Source organism: Streptomyces sp. LaBMicrA B280 (genome assembly GCF_049222185.1).
Lineage (GTDB): Bacteria > Actinomycetota > Actinomycetes > Streptomycetales > Streptomycetaceae > Streptomyces > Streptomyces murinus.
In genome coordinates, this window is record NZ_JBMJCT010000018.1 from 53,958 (window position 1) to 70,368 (window position 16,411).

Genomic DNA, 16,411 nt, shown 5'->3' on the forward strand with positions numbered 1-16,411 from the left:
GAGCCTCAGCTTCCACTTCAGGTCAATTCGCAACGAATAGTGACCGAGCCCGTGCGTTATGTGATGTGCTGGAACCATCACGCACCTGGCAAAGGCATGCGACATACGACAGCACGGCCGAGCACCGCGAGTACCGCCCGCCCACAGGAACCGGGGGGCTCGGGGAGGGGAGTGACCATGGCCTCGGACCACATCCGCCGCTGGGAGTCCGGAGCGATCGCGCACGCCGTCACGGATCCCTTCGGCCTGGGCCCGGTGCCCTGGCTGCGCGGCAGCGAGACTTACTTCGACGACACCGGCCATGTCGTGCCCTGGTACGTCGACGCCGTCCCCCAGCAGCACACCCGGGGCGACGCCCGCATCCCCGCGCCGCGCACCTCCCCCGGCGGCCCCCGCTCGGCCGACGACGTGCACCGCCAGATCAAGGGATTCACCGCCACCGGCGCGGTCGCGCCCGGCGAGGCGATCGACTTCCACATCACGGTCGACCCGCCGCAGGAGTTCGCCGTCGACATCTACCGGATCGGCCACTACGCGGGCGACGGCGCCGCCAAGATCACCACCAGCCCCCGGCTCTCCGGCATCGCCCAGTCCCCGCCGCTGACCGCCGACCGCACGGTCTCCTGCCACCACTGGTGGCAGTCCTGGCGCCTCCAGGTGCCCTCGCACTGGAGCGTCGGCGCCTATGTGGCCGTGCTCACCACCGCCGACGGCTACCGCTCCCATGTGCCGTTCACGGTCCGCGACGACCGCCCGGCCGATCTGCTCCTGCTGCTGCCCGACGTGACCTGGCAGGCGTACAACCTGTACCCCGAGGACGGGCACACCGGCGCCAGCCTCTATCACGCCTGGGACGAACAGGGCGCGCTGCTCGGCGAGGCGGACGCGGCGACCACGGTCTCCTTCGACCGGCCGTACGCGGGCGCGGGCCTGCCGCTGCACGTCGGACACGCCTACGACGTCATCCGCTGGGCCGAGCGCTACGGCTACGACCTCGCCTACGCCGACGCCCGCGATCTGCACGCCGGCCGGGTGGACCCCACCCGCTACCGGGGCCTGATCTTCCCCGGCCACGACGAGTACTGGACGGGGCCCATGCGCCGCGCCGCCGAGCGGGCCCGCGACCACGGCACCTCGCTGGTCTTCCTCTCCGCCAACACCATGTACTGGCAGGTCGAGTTGGGGGCCTCACCGTCCGGGACGCCGGACCGGCTGCTGACCTGCCGCAAGCGCAAGGGCCCCGGCAAGCCGGTGCTGTGGCGGGAGGTCGACCGCCCCGAACAGGAGCTGATCGGCATCCAGTACGCGGGCCGGGTCCCCGAACCGCGCCCGCTGATCGTGCGCAACGCCCGGCACTGGCTGTGGGAGGCCACCGGCGCGCATGAGGACGACGAGATCCCGGGCCTGGTCGCGGGCGAGGCCGACCGGTACTTCCCGCGCACCGCGCTGCCCGCGCACGACGAGCGCATCCTGCTCGCCCACTCCCCCTACACCGACACCGGCGGCACCCTGCGCCACCAGGAGACCTCCCTGTACCGGGCCCCGTCCGGCGCCTGGGTGTTCGCCTCCGGCACCTTCGCCTGGTCCCCGGCCCTGGACCGCCCCGGCCATGTGGACCCCCGTATCCAGCGGGCCACGGCCAACCTCCTGGACCGCATCTGCAAACGCGACTGAGCCGCCCCCGGCCCCGGAGGACCCCTGGCCGAAACCGACCGCCCCCATAAGGGAGAATCGAGGCAGTTGGACAGAACCACGGGGAGGAACCGTGTCCGGATTCGTAGAAAAGCCCGAGCCGATCCAGGTTCCGGGCCTGGTGCACCTGCACACCGGAAAGGTGCGGGACCTGTACCGGAACGAGGCGGGTGACCTCGTGATGGTCGCCAGCGACCGCATGTCCGCCTACGACTGGGTGCTCCCCACGGAGATCCCCGACAAGGGCCGTGTCCTCACCCGGCTCTCCCTGTGGTGGTTCGACCAGCTGCGCGACCTGGCCCCGAACCATGTGATCTCCGAGGAACTGCCCGCCGGTGCCCCCGCCGACTGGGCGGGCCGGACCCTGATCTGCACCTCGCTGAAGATGGTCCCGGTCGAGTGCGTGGCCCGCGGCTACCTCACCGGCTCGGGCCTGGTGGAGTACGAGAAGTCCCGGACCGTGTGCGGCCTCGCCCTCCCCGAGGGCCTCGTCGACGGCTCCGAGCTGCCCGCCCCGATCTTCACCCCGGCCACCAAGGCCGAGGTCGGCGAGCACGACGAGAACGTCTCGTACGAGGAGGTCGCCCGCCAGGTCGGCGCCGAGACCGCCGCCCAGCTGCGCCAGGCCACCCTCGCCGTCTACTCCCGGGCCCGGGACATCGCCCGCGAGCGGGGCATCATCCTCGCGGACACCAAGTTCGAGTTCGGCTTCGACGGGGACACGCTCGTCCTCGCCGACGAGGTGCTCACCCCGGACTCCTCCCGCTTCTGGCCGGCCGACCAGTGGCAGCCGGGGCGCGCGCAGCCGTCGTACGACAAGCAGTTCGTGCGCGACTGGCTGACCTCCGCGGAGTCCGGCTGGGACCGCCGCAGCGAGCAGCCCCCGCCGCCGCTGCCGCAGCGGGTCGTGGACGCCACCCGCGCCAAGTACCTGGAGGCGTACGAGCGTCTGACCGGCACCAGCTGGTCCTAGGCGCACGAAGAAGACCCCGGTCCGAGGGACCGGGGTCTTTCTGTGGAGCGGACGACGAGGCTCGAACTCGCGACCTCAACCTTGGCAAGGTTGCGCTCTACCAACTGAGCTACGTCCGCAGTGCGCCGTGGCGCGACAGCTACTATACCCAACCTCGCTCGCGGGCGAGACGCACTGCCGTGTGCCGGTTCTCGGCGCCCAGCTTGGTGACGGCCGAGGAGAGGTAGTTGCGCACGGTCCCGGGGGACAGCGCGGCCCGCTCGGCGATCTCCGCGACCGGCGCCCCGTCGGCGGCCAGCTCCAGCACCTCCGCCTCCCGAGCGGTCAGCGGGGAGTCCCCCGCGGAGATCGCGTCGGCCGCCAATTCCGGGTCCACATAACGGTTTCCGGCATGCACGGTCCGGATGATCTCGGCGAGCCGGCGGGCGCTGACGGTCTTCGGCACGAACCCCCGCACCCCCGCCGCGAGCGCCCGTTTCAGATGCCCGGGCCGCCCGTGGCCGGTGACGATCAGCACCTGGCAGCCGGGCAGTTCGGCGCGCAGCGATGTGGCGACCTTCACACCGTCCGCGCCCGGCATCTGGAGATCCAGCACCGCCACATCGGGGGCGTGCGCCACCGCCATCGCCAGCGCCTCGGGCCCGGTGGCCGCCTCCGCGACCACCAGCAGATCGTCTTCGAGGGAGAGCAGGGCGGCCAGCGCGCCCCGGATCAGATGCTCATCGTCGGCGAGCAGCAGCCGTACCGGATCACTCATGCTGTGACGTCACTCACTTCCCGCGTCGTTCGCGCCGTCCCGTCCGGCAGCGGCACCTCGGCCACCAGCCGGAACCGGTCCTCATCCGCGGCAGCGGCCGCCAGCGTCCCGCCCACGGCCGCGAGCCGCTCCCGCAGCCCGGCGAGCCCCGAGCCGCCGCTCGTCCTCGTCGCGGCGGCCCGTGCCCCGTCGTTCTCCACCGTCAGCACCACCACTCCCTCCCGTACCGCCAGCCCCACCGCACATCGCCGCGCGTCCCCGTGCCGCAGCACATTGGTGGTCGCCTCCCGCACCACCCAGCCGAGCGCCGACTGCACCTCGGCGGGCAGCCCGGCCGGTTCCGCGCGCACCTCGCAGTCGATCCCGGCCGCCTCCAACACGCCCTGCGCTCCCGCGAGTTCGGCGCCCAGGTCGGCCTCGCGGTAGCCGCGTACGACGGCCCGCACCTCCCGCTGGGACTCCTGCGCGATCCGCTGCACCTCGATCATCTGCTCCACCGCCTCCGGCCGCCCCCGCCGGGCCAGTTGGACGGCCAGTTCGCTCTTGAGGGAGATCACGGAGAGGTTCCGTCCGAGGACGTCGTGCAGATCGCGCCCGAACCGCAGCCGCTCCTCGGCCACCGCGAGCCGGGCCTGGATCTCCCGGCCACGCTCGGCCTCCCAGAGCACCGCGAGGGTCCAGGCCCCGCAGCGGGCGGCGAGCAGGGTGAAGGCGGTGGCGAAGGCGGCGGACAGTGCGGTCGCCACCGCACCGAGGCCGCTGGGGTGGGCGAGCAGCAGGACGACCGCGAGCAGCGCCGACAGGGCGGCGGACCGGCGCAGGAACACCGTCACGGGGACGGTGAGCGCGTAGGTCATGCCGAAGGACACCAGCACCGCGCCGAGCACCATCCGGCTGGTGGGCCCGTTGAGCCTGCCGAGCGCGACGAGCGTCACGAGCAGGGCGAGGGCCAGGGCGAGCAGCAGGGCCGCGCCGCGGTGGGCCCGCGGGGGCAGTTCGGACCGGCCCAGGTAGTGGTCGAGCGCCGGGCGGGTGAGCCGAGAGGCGACCAGGCACTGGAGCAGACCGACGGCGATCAGCAGGGCGCCGAGCGCGAGGGCTCCGGGGTGCCGCTGGAGGCCGACCGTGACCGGGGGCAGCATCCAGCTCAGCGGGAACACCCAGAGGGTGGCCTTCCAGGTGACCACGCTGTGCAGCTCGACCCGCTCCGCCTTGCTCCGCTCGCCCCAGTACCGCCGCTGCCAGCCCCGCATCCGCCTCAGCACGCGCCGTACCCCCGTCCTCAGCGCCGCGGTTCCCAGCGGAACCACCGTCGTACAGCAAACACCGCCACCACGGTCCAGGCCAGCGCGGCGGCCAGGGCGGTCAGTGTCCCCGGGCCGCTCAGCCGCCCGGTCCAGCCCGCGCCGACCAGCCGGATCGCCGGGGACAGCGGGAGCAGCGCGCAGAGGGACGCGATCCGGTCGGGCAGGGCCGTGGCGGGGATCGTGATCCCGGAGCCGAGCATGGACACGAGGAGCAGGGGCAGCGCGGTCACCTGGGCGCTCTCCGTGGTCCTGGTGAAGGACGCGGTGACGGCGGCGAGCGCGGCGCTCACCACGAGGCCGGACAGCAGCCCCGGCAGGATCAGCCAGGGCGCCTTCGGCGGGCCGGTGTGCAGCAGCAGGGTGCAGCCGACGGACAGCACCAAGGCCTGGGCGAGGCCGAGTCCGACGGCGGGCAGGGCGGTGCCGGTGAGGATCTCGGCGTCGGAGAGCTCGCCGGTGCGCAGCCGCTTGAGGACGAGTTCCTCGCGGCGGGCGACGAACGCGCCGACCAGCGCGGTGTAGACGGCGAAGAGGAAGGAGAAGCCGATGGCGGCCGTCAGCATCGCGGTGCCGACGTTCACCCCGTGCGCCTTCAGACCGGGCCGCGTGTAGGCCCCGCGCACGGTGAACGGCAGCGCGAGCGGCACCAGCAGCGCGGTGACCACGGCCCCCCGGTTCCGCCCGAGCAGCGCGAGCTCGGCCCGCCCGAGCGCCCCCAACCGCCGCCCCGCGGACGTCCTCGACCGCCCTCCCGCCGCCGTCCGTACGACCACGCTCATGCCGTCCCCTCCCTCGCTCACGTTCGTACGCTCAGGTGCCGCTCCGCTCATGCCGCCACCCCCTGGCCGAGCCCGCTGTCGTGCCCCGCGATCCCCAGGAACGCCTCCTCCAGGGAGGCCGAGCGCACATCGAGGGCGGGCAGGCGCAGGCCCGTGCGGTCGGCCCAGGCGAGGACGCCGGCGGCGGTGCGCTGGGGGTCGGTGGTGTGCAGCCGTACGGTCCGGCCCTCGTGCTCATGGCCGCAGACGCCGAGGGCGGCCAGCGGGGGCAGATCGCCGAGGTGGTAGCCCTCGGGCAGCCGGAAGGACATCCGGCCGGGGCGGCCCGCGGTGACCTCGGCCGGGGTACCCGCCGCGGCGATGCGGCCCGCGTGCAGGATGGCGAGCCGGTCGGCCAGGCCCTCGGCCTCCTCCAGATAGTGCGTGGTGAGCAGCACGGTCGTCCCGGCGTCCCGCAGCGCGCGCACCAACTCCCAGGTGTCCCGGCGGCCTTCGGCGTCCAGGCCGGTCGTCGGCTCGTCCAGGAAGAGCACCTCGGGGTCGCCGAGCAGGGCGAGCGCGAGGTCGAGCCGGCGCCGTTCGCCGCCGGACAGCTGTTTGACCCGTACCCCGAGCCGGTCCCCGAGCCCCACCCGCGCCAGCACCTCCGCCGCGGGCCGGGCGCCGCTGGTGCAGCCCGCCCACATCCGGGCGGTCTCGGCGACGGTCAGCTCCGCGGGGAAGCCGCCCTCCTGGAGCATCACGCCCATGCGGGGGCGTACGGCGGTCCGTTCGCGGTAGGGATCGTGGCCGAGGATCCTGATCTGGCCGCGGGTCGGCGCGGCGAGTCCCTCCAGGAGTTCCATGGTGGAGGTCTTGCCCGCGCCATTGGTGCCGAGCAGCGCGAAGATCTCCCCGCGCGCCACGGAGAAGCTGATCGCGCGTACGGCCTCGAATCCTTCGGATCCGCCGCCGTAGACACGTGTGAGGCCGGTGACCTCGATCACCCGTTCGTGCCCGTCGATGTCCATGCCCTCAGCGTCCCGGCGTCCGGGGGCGGTCGGCAGTGCGCGGTGTCATCGGCCGGCATGACAAATGTCAGCGGTTCGAAAGCCACTTCGAGGTGAGCACGAAAAAACCCCGGTCGCGAAGACCGGGGTTTTTCCTTGGAGCGGACGACGAGGCTCGAACTCGCGACCTCAACCTTGGCAAGGTTGCGCTCTACCAACTGAGCTACGTCCGCACTGCCCCCGACCGGCTCCCACCGATCGGTGCGAGCACCAGCCTACCTGATCCACAAGAGTGGTCCGGACGGCCGATGCCAGAGCGGGTGACAGGAATCGCACACTGCGCCTTCCCCCTGGAAGGGGGATGTTCTACTACTGAACTACACCCGCACGATCCTCGGGGTTTCGGCTTTTCGACCTTGCCCCTCGGCGTGTCTCAGACATTAGCTGATCAGCAGGGGGGTAGCGCAAGTCGGCTCCCCGGGCGGCCGCCCCGGCGCCCCAAGTGCACGGCCCCCAGGGCCCGCTGACGGACCCTGGACGCCGCCCCTTCGCGGGCCTGGCACGCCTCACCGCGCGCTGCTGAACGCCTCGTAGACCTTCTTGGGAATGCGCCCGCGCGCGGGCACGTCCATCTTGTTGGCCTGGGCCCAGGCGCGCACGGCCGCCGGGTCGGGAGCCACCTCGGTCTGCTTGTACGCCTTGCCGGAGCGCGACCGCTTGCGGCCGGCCTCGACGAACGGCGCGAGCGCCTTGCGCAGTTTCTTGGCGTTGGTTTCGTTCAGGTCGATCTCGTACGACTTGCCGTCGAGTCCGAAGGCGATCGTTTCCGCCGCTTCCGAGCCGTCGATGTCGTCAAAGAGAGTGACCACGACTTTTTGCGCCACGAATATCGGTCCCTTCGTGCGGCACGTCGATACAGCTCACCGGCGTTGACGTGCCGAGTATCGGCTATTGCCAATTCATTTGTACAGTGCCCGGCAATGCAAAGTGAAGCCCGACTAAAACCGTCCGCGTGTCCGAACGCAATAGGGGTTGCGGGCGGCCCGTCGAACTTTCCCAGAACTTTTCACGACCACCGGGCTCCGACACCCGATCGTGATGCGCCTCACGTAGTTTCCTCCAACTCTACTCGCGTAGAAATTTTGTGCGGGTAGTCTGAAGGAACCTGCTCAGCACCACACATCGGGAGTGCCAGTGGCACGCGTCGTAGTCGACGTCATGCTCAAGCCGGAGATCCTCGACCCCCAGGGCCAGGCGGTCCAGCGTGCGCTGCCGCGCCTGGGATTCGAAGGGATCTCGGACGTCCGTCAGGGAAAGCGTTTCGAACTGGAAGTTGACGGCCCGGTCGACGAGGCCGCGCTCGCCCGCATCCGTGATCTCGCAGAATCCTTCCTCGCCAACACGGTGATCGAGGACTTCACCGTCAAGGTGGAAGAGGGCGCGGAAGTCGCGGAGGCGGCGAAGTGACCGCTCGTATTGGCGTCGTCACTTTCCCGGGGAGCCTGGACGACCGGGACACCCAGCGCGCGATCCGTCTCGCGGGCGCCGAACCGGTCGCCCTCTGGCACAAGGACAAGGACCTCAAGCAGGTCGACGCCGTGGTCCTGCCCGGTGGTTTCTCCTACGGCGACTATCTGCGCGCCGGTGCCATCTCCCGTTTCTCGCCGGTCATGGACACGATCATCGAGCAGGCGAAGGCCGGCCTCCCGGTCCTCGGTATCTGCAACGGCTTCCAGGTCCTCACCGAGGCCCACCTGCTGCCCGGCGCGATGCTCGGCAACGACCACCTCCACTTCATCTGCCGCGACCAGAAGCTGCGGGTGGAGAACGCGGAGACGGCCTGGACCGGCGACTACCGCCAGGGCCAGGAGATCCACATCCCGCTGAAGAACATGGACGGCCGGTACGTCGCCGACCCGTACACGCTCGACAAGCTGGAGGCGGAGGGCCGCGTCGTCTTCCGCTACGTGGGCTTCAACCCGAACGGCTCGCTCAACGACATCGCCGGCGTCACCAACGAGGCGGGCAATGTCGTCGGCCTGATGCCGCACCCCGAGCACGCCGTCGAACCGCTGATCGGTTCCGGCCGCACCGACGGCCTCCCCTTCTTCACCTCGATCCTCAAGAAGCTGGTCAACGCATGAGCCGCACGCCTCTGGACTCGGTCGAGCACGCGGCCGCGACTCCCGACGTCGAGCTGCCCTGGGCCGAACTCGGCCTGAAGAAGGACGAGTACGAGCGGGTGGTGGAGATCCTCGGCCGCCGCCCGACCGGCGCGGAACTCGCCATGTACTCGGTCATGTGGTCCGAGCACTGCTCGTACAAGTCCTCCAAGGTCCATCTGCGCCAGTTCGGCGAGAAGGCGCCCGAGTCGGACGCGCTCCTTGTCGGCATCGGCGAGAACGCCGGTGTGGTGGACGTCGGCCAGGGCTACGCGGTCACCTTCAAGGTCGAGTCGCACAACCACCCCTCCTACGTGGAGCCCTACCAGGGCGCGGCCACGGGCGTCGGCGGCATCGTCCGCGACATCATCGCGATGGGCGCCCGCCCGGTCGCGGTGGTCGACCCGCTGCGCTTCGGCGCGGCCGACCACCCCGACACCAAGCGCGTCCTGCCGGGCGTGGTCGCGGGCATCGGCGGCTACGGCAACTGCCTGGGCCTGCCCAACATCGGCGGCGAGGTCGTCTTCGACGCCTGCTACCAGGGAAATCCGCTGGTCAACGCCGGTGCCATCGGTGTGATGCGGCACGAGGACATCCACCTCGCCAAGGCCTCCGGCGCGGGCAACCAGGTCATCCTGTACGGCGCCAGGACCGGCGGCGACGGCATCGGCGGCGCCTCGATCCTCGCGTCCGAGACCTTCGACGACGCGAAGCCCTCGAAGCGTCCCGCCGTGCAGGTCGGCGACCCCTTCCAGGAGAAGCTGCTCATCGAGTGCACCCTGGAGGCGTTCCGGGAGAAGCTGGTCGTCGGCATCCAGGACCTGGGCGCGGCCGGACTCTCCTGCGCGACCAGCGAGCTGGCCTCCAACGGCTCCGGCGGCATGCGCGTCACCCTGGACGACGTCCCGCTGCGCGACTCGACGCTCTCGCCCGAGGAGATCCTCATGAGCGAGTCGCAGGAACGCATGTGCGCGGTCGTGGAGCCCGCGAAGGTCGAGCGCTTCCTGGAGATCTGCGAGAAGTGGGACGTCATCGCCACCGTCATCGGTGAGGTGACCGACGGCGACCGGCTGGAGATCTTCTGGCACGGCGAGAAGATCGTGGACGTCGACCCGCGCACGGTCGCGCACGACGGCCCGGTCTACGAGCGGCCGTACGCGCGCCCCTCCTGGCAGGACGAGCTCCAGGCCGACGACGCGAACAAGCTGCCGCGCCCGGCGACTTCGCAGGAGCTGCGCGAGCAGGTCCTGAAGCTGGTGGCGTCCCCGAACCAGGCGTCCAAGAAGTGGATCACCCAGCAGTACGACCACTTCGTGCAGGGCAACACGGTGCTGGCGCAGCCCGAGGACTCGGGCATGATCCGGGTGGACGAGGAGTCCGGCCTGGGTGTCGCCATCGCGACGGACGGCAACGGCCGTTACGCCAAGCTGGACCCGTACACGGGCGCCCAGCTGGCGCTGGCGGAGGCGTACCGGAACGTGGCGACGACGGGCGCGAAGCCGCTCGCGGTCTCGGACTGCCTGAACTTCGGCTCGCCCGAGGACCCGGCGGTGATGTGGCAGTTCGCGGAGGCGGTACGCGGCCTCGCGGACGGCTGCCTGCAGCTCGGCACCCCGGTGACCGGCGGCAATGTCTCGCTCTACAACCAGACGGGCGAGGCGGCGATCCATCCGACGCCGGTCGTCGCGGTCCTCGGTGTGATCGACGATGTCGCCCGCCGTACCCCGGTCGCCTTCCAGGAGGAGGGGCAGCTGCTCTATCTCCTCGGCGACACCCGCGAGGAGTTCGGCGGCTCGGCCTGGTCCCAGGTGATCCACGACCACCTGGGCGGTATGCCCCCGGTGGTCGACCTGGAGCGGGAGCGGCTGCTGGCCGAGATCCTGATCTCCGCCTCCCGCGACGGCATGATCGACTCCGCGCACGACCTGTCCGACGGCGGTCTGATCCAGGCCGTGGTCGAATCGGCCCTGCTGGGCGGCAAGGGCGCGCGTCTGATCGTCCCCGACGGCCTGGACGCCTTCACCTTCCTCCTCTCCGAGTCGGCCGGCCGCGCCCTCGTGGCCGTCCCCCGCTCGGAGGAGCTCCGCTTCAACGACATGTGCGGTGCGCGCGGCCTCCCGGTCACCCGCATCGGTGTCGTGGACGGCGACTCGGTGGAGATCCAGGGCGAGCTCACCCTCCCCCTGGCCGATCTGCGCGAGGCCCACGAGAACACGATCCCGTCCCTGCTGGCGTAGGCACGGAGACCGACCTCCCCCGCCCGGATTCAGGTTCCGGGCGGGGGATTCCCGTGCCGGTTCAGCGGACGTGGTTCTTCAGGATCTCCGTGTCCAGCTCGATGTCCATCGGGCCGGGGACGAGGACCTTCTCCCCGAACTTCGCGGCGTGGACGTCGCGGTAGCCGTGCACCCGCCGGTCCGGGTTGCTGTGCACGGCCACGGTGCGGGCGTCCCGGTCGATCAGCAGGTACACGGGGATTCCGGACCGGCCGTACGCGATCGGCTTCCCGTGCCGGATCAACCGGTCGGTGTCCGGGTCGTACGCGGTGACCTCGACGACCATGAGCGCCCCCGCGGGCTCGGCCCACTCGCCGTGTTCCGCGAAGTGACCTCTCGGTACGAGCACGGCATCGGGCCTCGCCCTGCCCTCCCGCCGCTCCTCCACCCGGAGCCCTTGCCCCTGGTACAGGTCCAGTTCCGGCGCGACCTGGAGGCAATGTCTGCGGAGCAGGGACAGAACGGTGCGGTGATCGCCGTCCGCCCCCTTCTTCACTTCGAGCCGCCCACTGATGAACTCCAACATGACCGTCTCGGGAGCGGCGGCGGCGATCATCTCGAACTCCCGCACCGACATCTGAGGTGTGCGCTCGGCCGTCCCTGTCATGCCGAACCCCCTTCCAGGCGGAAGCCAGTGTTGCCCGCGCCCGGCGGCCCGGCGCGGTTTCCGCCGGTGCTCACCCACACGGGTGAGTGCGCATAAGCTCCCCCCATGCCCCCGGCCAAGAAGCGTGCCCGTACCTACGATCCCGTCCGGACCCGTGCCGCGGTCCTCGGTCAGTTCGGGGCGGTGCGGGACGCCGTACGCGGGCTGAGCAAGGAGCAGTTGGCGGGGGAGACCCGGCTCGGGGGCTGGTCCGTGCGGGAGTTGGTCGTGCACATCGGGATGGCGGTGACGGCCGTACAGCGGGCGATCGCGCGGCCCGAGCCGGTCAAGGCGGACGCCGTGCTGCTCGACTGGCCGTTCGCGACCGCCGCCGACTCCGCGGACATCGACGCGTTCACCCGGGACCTGACCGCCGCCCATCCCGATCTCGACGCCTACCTCACGGACATCGACGGCCTCCTGCGCGGACTGCTCGCCGAGCACCCCGGCGGCCGGCTGCTGCCGACCAACGCCGGTGTCCTGTCCCTGGACGACTACCTGGTCACCCGGGCCGTCGAACTCGTCGTGCACACCGACGACCTGAACGCCGCCGTGCCGGGGCTCGACGTGCCGTACGACCGGCAGGCGCTGGCCGCCACCACCCGGCTGCTCGCCGACGCGCTCGCGGCGAAGGCGCCCGGCGGCTCCACCGAGGTGCGGGTGCCGCCGTACGCCGTGGTGCAGTGCGTGGCGGGGCCCCGGCACACCCGCGGCACCCCGCCCAATGTGGTGGAGACCGATCCGCTGACCTGGGTACGGCTCGCCACCGGACGGACGGACTGGCGGACGGCCGTGGAGGACGCCAAGGTCAGCGCGAGCGGGGAGCGGGCCGACATCGGCTGGCTGCTGCCGGTCATGTCCTGAGGGGGACCGAGGGAACCGGGCGAAGCGCTTGGCCGTCGTAACGGTATGAAACGGACCAAAGCGCCCGCCGTCCTCGCCCTTCTCCTCCCCCTGGCGGTGGCCCCCGGCGCCGCGCCCGCGCACAGTGGAGCGGTGACCGTCGACGAACCCCTGACCGGCGTCGAGTGGCGCGTCGTGAGCGTCACCGCCGAGGGCGCCACCCACCCCGCGCCGGCCTCCGCCCGCCTGCTCGTGCGTGCCGACGGAAGCGCCACCGGCAACCTCGGCTGCAACAGCTTCAGCGCCCCCGTCACCCTGCACGGCGACCGCGTCGCCTTCGGGCGGCTGCGCACCACGAAGATGGCCTGTGACGACGCCCGGATGGCGTTCGAGCGGCTGCTCGGCGGGCTGCTCGGCGGCCGGACGCTGACCGGCACCCCCGGCCACGGCAAGCTCACGCTCACCACGAGTCACGGAGACCACGTCAACCTCACCCGCAGCACACCAGAATGATGTGCGACACCTCACTCACGCATACGGCCAAACCGCCCGGCAAGAAGTCGCGGACGGCCGGAGAAATCCCCGAGTGACGCCGGACACGCCGCACTGACCTGCGCAGACGTGGAAAGCGACAAGGTGATCCGGGAACCGCTCGGCCGTGAGAGCCGCGTATCCCCAATTCGGACCAGTGGTCGATCTCGCCTACACTCGGTGCCGTGCCACGTGGTGACGGTCGACTCAATCACGACCTGCTCCCCGGTGAGAAAGGCCCCCAGGACGCGTGTGGCGTCTTCGGTGTCTGGGCTCCGGGTGAAGAGGTCGCAAAGCTCACGTACTTCGGGCTCTACGCCCTCCAGCACCGGGGTCAGGAATCCGCGGGAATCGCGGTCAGCAATGGCTCCCAGATCCTCGTCTTCAAGGACATGGGCCTGGTCTCCCAGGTCTTCGACGAGACCTCTCTCGGTTCGCTCCAGGGTCATATCGCGGTCGGACACGCCCGCTACTCGACCACCGGCGCCTCCGTGTGGGAGAACGCCCAGCCGACGTTCCGCGCCACCGCGCACGGCTCGATCGCGCTCGGCCACAACGGCAACCTGGTCAACACGGCGCAGCTCGCCGAGATGGTCGCCGAACTCCCGAACGAGAACAACAGCCGCTCCACCCGGGTCGCGGCCACCAACGACACCGACCTGCTGACGGCGCTGCTCGCCGCCCAGGTCGACGAGGACGGCAAGCCGCTGACCGTCGAGGAGGCCGCCCATCAGGTCCTCCCGAAGGTTCGGGGCGCCTTCTCGCTCGTCTTCATGGACGAGCACACCCTCTACGCCGGCCGTGACCCCCAGGGCATCCGCCCGCTGGTCCTCGGCCGCCTGGAGCGCGGCTGGGTGGTCGCCTCCGAGTCCGCCGCCCTGGACATCTGCGGCGCCAGCTTCGTCCGCGAGATCGAGCCGGGCGAGTTCGTCGCCATCGACGAGAACGGCCTGCGCAGCTCGCGATTCGCGGAAGCAAAGCCCAAGGGCTGTGTCTTCGAGTACGTGTACCTGGCCCGCCCGGACACCGACATCGCCGGCCGGAACGTGTACCTCTCCCGGGTGGAGATGGGCCGTCGGCTCGCCAAGGAGGCCCCGGTCGAGGCCGACCTGGTGATAGCGACCCCGGAGTCGGGCACCCCGGCCGCCATCGGGTACGCCGAGGCCTCGGGCATCCCGTTCGGCGCCGGACTGGTGAAGAACGCCTATGTGGGCCGTACGTTCATCCAGCCCTCGCAGACCATCCGCCAGCTGGGCATCCGGCTGAAGCTGAACCCGCTCAAGGAAGTCATCAAGGGCAAGCGCCTGGTGGTCGTGGACGACTCGATCGTGCGCGGCAACACCCAGCGGGCCCTGGTGCGCATGCTCCGCGAGGCGGGCGCCGCCGAGGTGCACATTCGCATCTCCTCGCCGCCGGTGAAGTGGCCCTGCTTCTTCGGCATCGACTTCGCCACCCGCGCGGAGCTGATCGCCAACGGCATGACGATCGACGAGATCGGCACCAGCCTCGGCGCCGACTCGCTCTCCTACATCTCCATCGACGGCATGATCGACGCGACCACCATCGCGAAGCCGAACCTGTGCCGCGCCTGCTTCGACGGCGAGTACCCGATGGAGCTGCCGGATCCGGAGCTGCTCGGCAAGCAGCTGCTGGAGACCGAGCTGGCGGCCGGTCCCGCCGAAACGGCCGCGGCCGACGCGATCCGCCGCCCGTAACACCCCGCAGTACGACACGAAAGCTCTCACAGTCATGTCTGAGACAACTGGTGCCAGCTACGCAGCGGCGGGCGTCGACATCGAGGCGGGCGACCGCGCCGTCGAGCTGATGAAGGAGTGGGTCAGGAAGACCCGGCGTCCCGAGGTCCTCGGCGGCATCGGCGGCTTCGCCGGACTCTTCGACGCCTCCGCCCTCAAGCGCTACGAGCGCCCCCTGCTCGCCTCCGCCACGGACGGCGTGGGCACCAAGGTGGACATCGCCCGCCGCCTGGGCGTCTACGACACCATCGGCCACGACCTGGTCGCCATGGTCATGGACGACATCGTGGTGTGCGGTGCCGAGCCGCTGTTCATGACCGACTACATCTGCGTCGGCAAGGTCCACCCCGAGCGGGTCGCCGCCATCGTCAAGGGCATCGCGGAGGGCTGTGTACTGGCCGGCTGCGCCCTGGTCGGCGGTGAGACGGCCGAACACCCGGGCCTGCTCGGCGCGGACGACTTCGATGTCGCGGGCGCCGGTACGGGCGTCGTGGAGGCCGACCGGCTGCTCGGCTCGGATCGCATCCGCGAGGGCGACACCGTGATCGCCATGGCGGCTTCCGGGCTTCACTCGAACGGGTACTCCCTGGTCCGCCACGTCCTGCTGAACACGGCGGGCCTGGCGCTGGAGTCGGAGGTGGCCGAACTCGGCCGCACCCTCGGCGAGGAGCTGCTGGAGCCGACCAAGATCTACTCGCTGGACTGCCTGGCGCTGACCCGCACGGCCGATGTGCACGCCTTCAGCCACATCACCGGCGGCGGGCTCGCGGCCAACCTGGCCCGGGTGATCCCGGACGATCTGCACGCCGTGGTCGACCGCGCCACCTGGACCCCCGGCGCGATCTTCGACCTGGTCGGCAGGACCGGGAACGTGCAGCGCCTGGAGCTGGAGAAGACGCTGAACATGGGCGTCGGCATGATGGCGATCGTCCCCGAGGAATCCACCGAGGTGGCCCTCGCGACACTGGCCGACCGGGGCGTCGAAGCCTGGGTGGCCGGCGAGATCACCGAGCGTGGCGACAAGGACAGCGGCGCGGAGCTGGTGGGGGACTACGCGAACTGACGCCCCGGTGTGGTGCCCGCGAGACCTGCTCGCGGGTAGCACAGAAGCCGGTCGGTGGCTGTGCCACCGACCGGACTGGTGCTCAGTGCAAGGTCAAGCGCCGCGACGGTGTTGTGAGGGACCCTCGTCCTCGTCATCGTCGTCCTCATAGAGGTCGGCGTAACGGGAGTAAAGGTCGTCCTCGTCCTCGTCATCGTCCTCGAAAGGCTCGCCGTTCGGCGGCTGGTTCGAAGTTGATGCGCCCAGTTCACTGGCCAGACGTGACAGGTCAGTCCCACCGCTGTTGTACTTCAGCTGGCGGGCGACCTTTGTCTGCTTGGCCTTGGCCCGGCCGCGCCCCATGGCTCGACCCCCTCGGTGACGGGGCTCGACGGCCCCAGAGTCTGACACGCGTTCATGATCTGGATCGGACTCTCCGTGGAGAGGCCGGTCCGTAGGGCTTCCACGGTACCTGAGCCCGCGCCCATACGGTACGTCGCCCGCAGCACGCGCGTGTGCACAGAACCTTCGAGGCGCCCTGTCCTCGCTGGTCAGTGGCGATTTTAACCACTTATCGGGGAACGACCCGCCGATGGAAGTGAGAGTTCTCTCTAACCAGCCCTCGGCGGGTACCGCTCATGTGTACGAACTCGGGTGCGC

At 70.7% G+C, this 16,411-nt stretch carries 16 protein-coding genes and 3 tRNA genes; 9 read left to right on the forward strand and 10 right to left on the reverse strand.

What is annotated here, in order from left to right; genetic code table 11:
• The first annotated feature begins 177 nt into the window (after positions 1–177).
• Together ACLF5H_RS17695 and ACLF5H_RS17700 are read left to right on the forward strand one after the other, a co-directional pair.
• Entirely contained in the window at positions 178–1,674 is a 1,497-nt protein-coding gene (locus ACLF5H_RS17695) for a N,N-dimethylformamidase beta subunit family domain-containing protein (RefSeq protein ID WP_421676978.1), read from the forward strand.
• A gap of 91 nt (positions 1,675–1,765) precedes the next feature.
• A complete protein-coding gene (locus ACLF5H_RS17700) occupies positions 1,766–2,665 on the forward strand; it encodes a phosphoribosylaminoimidazolesuccinocarboxamide synthase (RefSeq protein WP_421676979.1) in 900 nt (299 codons plus the stop codon).
• A 43-nt stretch (positions 2,666–2,708) separates the two neighbouring features.
• Here the strand turns inward: ACLF5H_RS17700 and ACLF5H_RS17705 are convergent.
• The 8 genes from ACLF5H_RS17705 to ACLF5H_RS17740 form a co-directional block, all read right to left on the reverse strand.
• Positions 2,709–2,784, reverse strand: a tRNA-Gly gene (locus ACLF5H_RS17705).
• A 23-nt stretch (positions 2,785–2,807) separates the two neighbouring features.
• On the reverse strand, positions 2,808–3,422 hold the full coding sequence (locus ACLF5H_RS17710) for a response regulator (RefSeq protein ID WP_421676980.1): 615 nt from the start codon (positions 3,420–3,422) through the stop codon (positions 2,808–2,810).
• On the reverse strand, positions 3,419–4,687 hold the full coding sequence (locus tag ACLF5H_RS17715) for a sensor histidine kinase (RefSeq protein ID WP_421676981.1): 1,269 nt from the start codon (positions 4,685–4,687) through the stop codon (positions 3,419–3,421). Before ACLF5H_RS17715 ends, ACLF5H_RS17710 begins: the two co-directional genes overlap by 4 nt.
• A gap of 17 nt (positions 4,688–4,704) precedes the next feature.
• Positions 4,705–5,508, reverse strand: a complete 804-nt coding sequence (locus ACLF5H_RS17720; RefSeq protein ID WP_421677020.1) for an ABC transporter permease — start codon at positions 5,506–5,508, stop codon at positions 4,705–4,707.
• 47 nt (positions 5,509–5,555) lie between these two features.
• On the reverse strand, positions 5,556–6,518 hold the full coding sequence (locus ACLF5H_RS17725) for an ABC transporter ATP-binding protein (RefSeq protein WP_421676982.1): 963 nt from the start codon (positions 6,516–6,518) through the stop codon (positions 5,556–5,558).
• A gap of 136 nt (positions 6,519–6,654) precedes the next feature.
• A tRNA-Gly gene (locus ACLF5H_RS17730) sits at positions 6,655–6,730 on the reverse strand.
• 82 nt (positions 6,731–6,812) lie between these two features.
• Positions 6,813–6,884: transfer RNA gene (locus ACLF5H_RS17735), tRNA-Gly, on the reverse strand.
• 179 nt (positions 6,885–7,063) lie between these two features.
• Positions 7,064–7,381 carry a histone-like nucleoid-structuring protein Lsr2 gene (locus ACLF5H_RS17740; protein WP_046423035.1) on the reverse strand — a complete coding sequence of 106 codons (318 nt, stop codon included), beginning with the start codon at positions 7,379–7,381 and terminating at the stop codon, positions 7,064–7,066.
• A 310-nt stretch (positions 7,382–7,691) separates the two neighbouring features.
• On the opposite strand from ACLF5H_RS17740, the gene purS reads away from it, so the two are divergent.
• From purS to purL, 3 genes are read left to right on the forward strand one after another with little or no spacing between them, the layout of a single operon-like run.
• The gene (gene purS / locus ACLF5H_RS17745; RefSeq protein WP_037650676.1) at positions 7,692–7,964 is read left to right on the forward strand and encodes a phosphoribosylformylglycinamidine synthase subunit PurS; all 273 of its coding nucleotides are present in this window, start codon (positions 7,692–7,694) and stop codon (positions 7,962–7,964) included.
• Positions 7,961–8,641, forward strand: coding sequence for a phosphoribosylformylglycinamidine synthase subunit PurQ (gene purQ / locus ACLF5H_RS17750; RefSeq protein ID WP_421676983.1), 681 nt, complete (start codon positions 7,961–7,963; stop codon positions 8,639–8,641). The genes purS and purQ overlap by 4 nt, the downstream gene beginning before the upstream one ends.
• Positions 8,638–10,896: a phosphoribosylformylglycinamidine synthase subunit PurL gene (purL, locus tag ACLF5H_RS17755; protein WP_421676984.1), complete on the forward strand. Its 2,259-nt coding sequence runs from the start codon at positions 8,638–8,640 to the stop codon at positions 10,894–10,896. Before purQ ends, purL begins: the two co-directional genes overlap by 4 nt.
• Before the next feature lie 61 nt (positions 10,897–10,957).
• On the opposite strand, the gene ACLF5H_RS17760 is transcribed toward purL, so the two are convergent.
• Positions 10,958–11,542, reverse strand: a complete 585-nt coding sequence (locus ACLF5H_RS17760) for a Uma2 family endonuclease (RefSeq protein WP_421676985.1) — start codon at positions 11,540–11,542, stop codon at positions 10,958–10,960.
• 105 nt (positions 11,543–11,647) lie between these two features.
• Here ACLF5H_RS17760 and ACLF5H_RS17765 point away from each other — a divergent pair, with 105 nt between their 5' ends.
• The 4 genes from ACLF5H_RS17765 to purM all read left to right on the forward strand — a co-directional run bounded on the left by ACLF5H_RS17765 (position 11,648) and on the right by purM (position 15,772).
• Positions 11,648–12,445, forward strand: coding sequence for a sterol carrier family protein (locus ACLF5H_RS17765; protein ID WP_421676986.1), 798 nt, complete (start codon positions 11,648–11,650; stop codon positions 12,443–12,445).
• A gap of 45 nt (positions 12,446–12,490) precedes the next feature.
• Complete coding sequence (locus ACLF5H_RS17770; RefSeq protein WP_421676987.1) at positions 12,491–12,937, forward strand: META domain-containing protein; 447 nt, start codon at positions 12,491–12,493, stop codon at positions 12,935–12,937.
• Between the two features lie 203 nt (positions 12,938–13,140).
• Positions 13,141–14,670, forward strand: a complete 1,530-nt coding sequence (purF, locus tag ACLF5H_RS17775; RefSeq protein ID WP_037650693.1) for an amidophosphoribosyltransferase — start codon at positions 13,141–13,143, stop codon at positions 14,668–14,670.
• 34 nt (positions 14,671–14,704) lie between these two features.
• Positions 14,705–15,772 (forward strand): phosphoribosylformylglycinamidine cyclo-ligase, encoded by a 1,068-nt coding sequence (purM, locus tag ACLF5H_RS17780; protein ID WP_421676988.1) that lies wholly within the window; start codon positions 14,705–14,707, stop codon positions 15,770–15,772.
• Positions 15,773–15,865: 93 nt separating this feature from the next.
• Here the strand turns inward: purM and ACLF5H_RS17785 are convergent, their stop codons facing one another.
• On the reverse strand, positions 15,866–16,114 hold the full coding sequence (locus ACLF5H_RS17785) for a DUF3073 domain-containing protein (protein ID WP_421676989.1): 249 nt from the start codon (positions 16,112–16,114) through the stop codon (positions 15,866–15,868).
• Positions 16,115–16,411: the final 297 nt, after the last annotated feature.

What these genes read in the sequence shown, in the direction of transcription:
- ACLF5H_RS17710 (WP_421676980.1), bottom strand. Translation starts at nt 3,422, where the DNA reads ATGAGTGATCCGGTACGGCTGCTGCTCGCCGACGATGAGCATCTGATC.
- purM (WP_421676988.1), top strand. Translation starts at nt 14,705, where the DNA reads ATGTCTGAGACAACTGGTGCCAGCTACGCAGCGGCGGGCGTCGACATC.
- ACLF5H_RS17785 (WP_421676989.1), bottom strand. Translation starts at nt 16,114, where the DNA reads ATGGGGCGCGGCCGGGCCAAGGCCAAGCAGACAAAGGTCGCCCGCCAG.
- ACLF5H_RS17725 (WP_421676982.1), bottom strand. Translation starts at nt 6,518, where the DNA reads ATGGACATCGACGGGCACGAACGGGTGATCGAGGTCACCGGCCTCACA.
- ACLF5H_RS17720 (WP_421677020.1), bottom strand. Translation starts at nt 5,508, where the DNA reads ATGAGCGTGGTCGTACGGACGGCGGCGGGAGGGCGGTCGAGGACGTCC.
- ACLF5H_RS17770 (WP_421676987.1), top strand. Translation starts at nt 12,491, where the DNA reads ATGAAACGGACCAAAGCGCCCGCCGTCCTCGCCCTTCTCCTCCCCCTG.
- ACLF5H_RS17760 (WP_421676985.1), bottom strand. Translation starts at nt 11,542, where the DNA reads ATGACAGGGACGGCCGAGCGCACACCTCAGATGTCGGTGCGGGAGTTC.
- ACLF5H_RS17765 (WP_421676986.1), top strand. Translation starts at nt 11,648, where the DNA reads ATGCCCCCGGCCAAGAAGCGTGCCCGTACCTACGATCCCGTCCGGACC.
- purL (WP_421676984.1), top strand. Translation starts at nt 8,638, where the DNA reads ATGAGCCGCACGCCTCTGGACTCGGTCGAGCACGCGGCCGCGACTCCC.
- ACLF5H_RS17695 (WP_421676978.1), top strand. Translation starts at nt 178, where the DNA reads ATGGCCTCGGACCACATCCGCCGCTGGGAGTCCGGAGCGATCGCGCAC.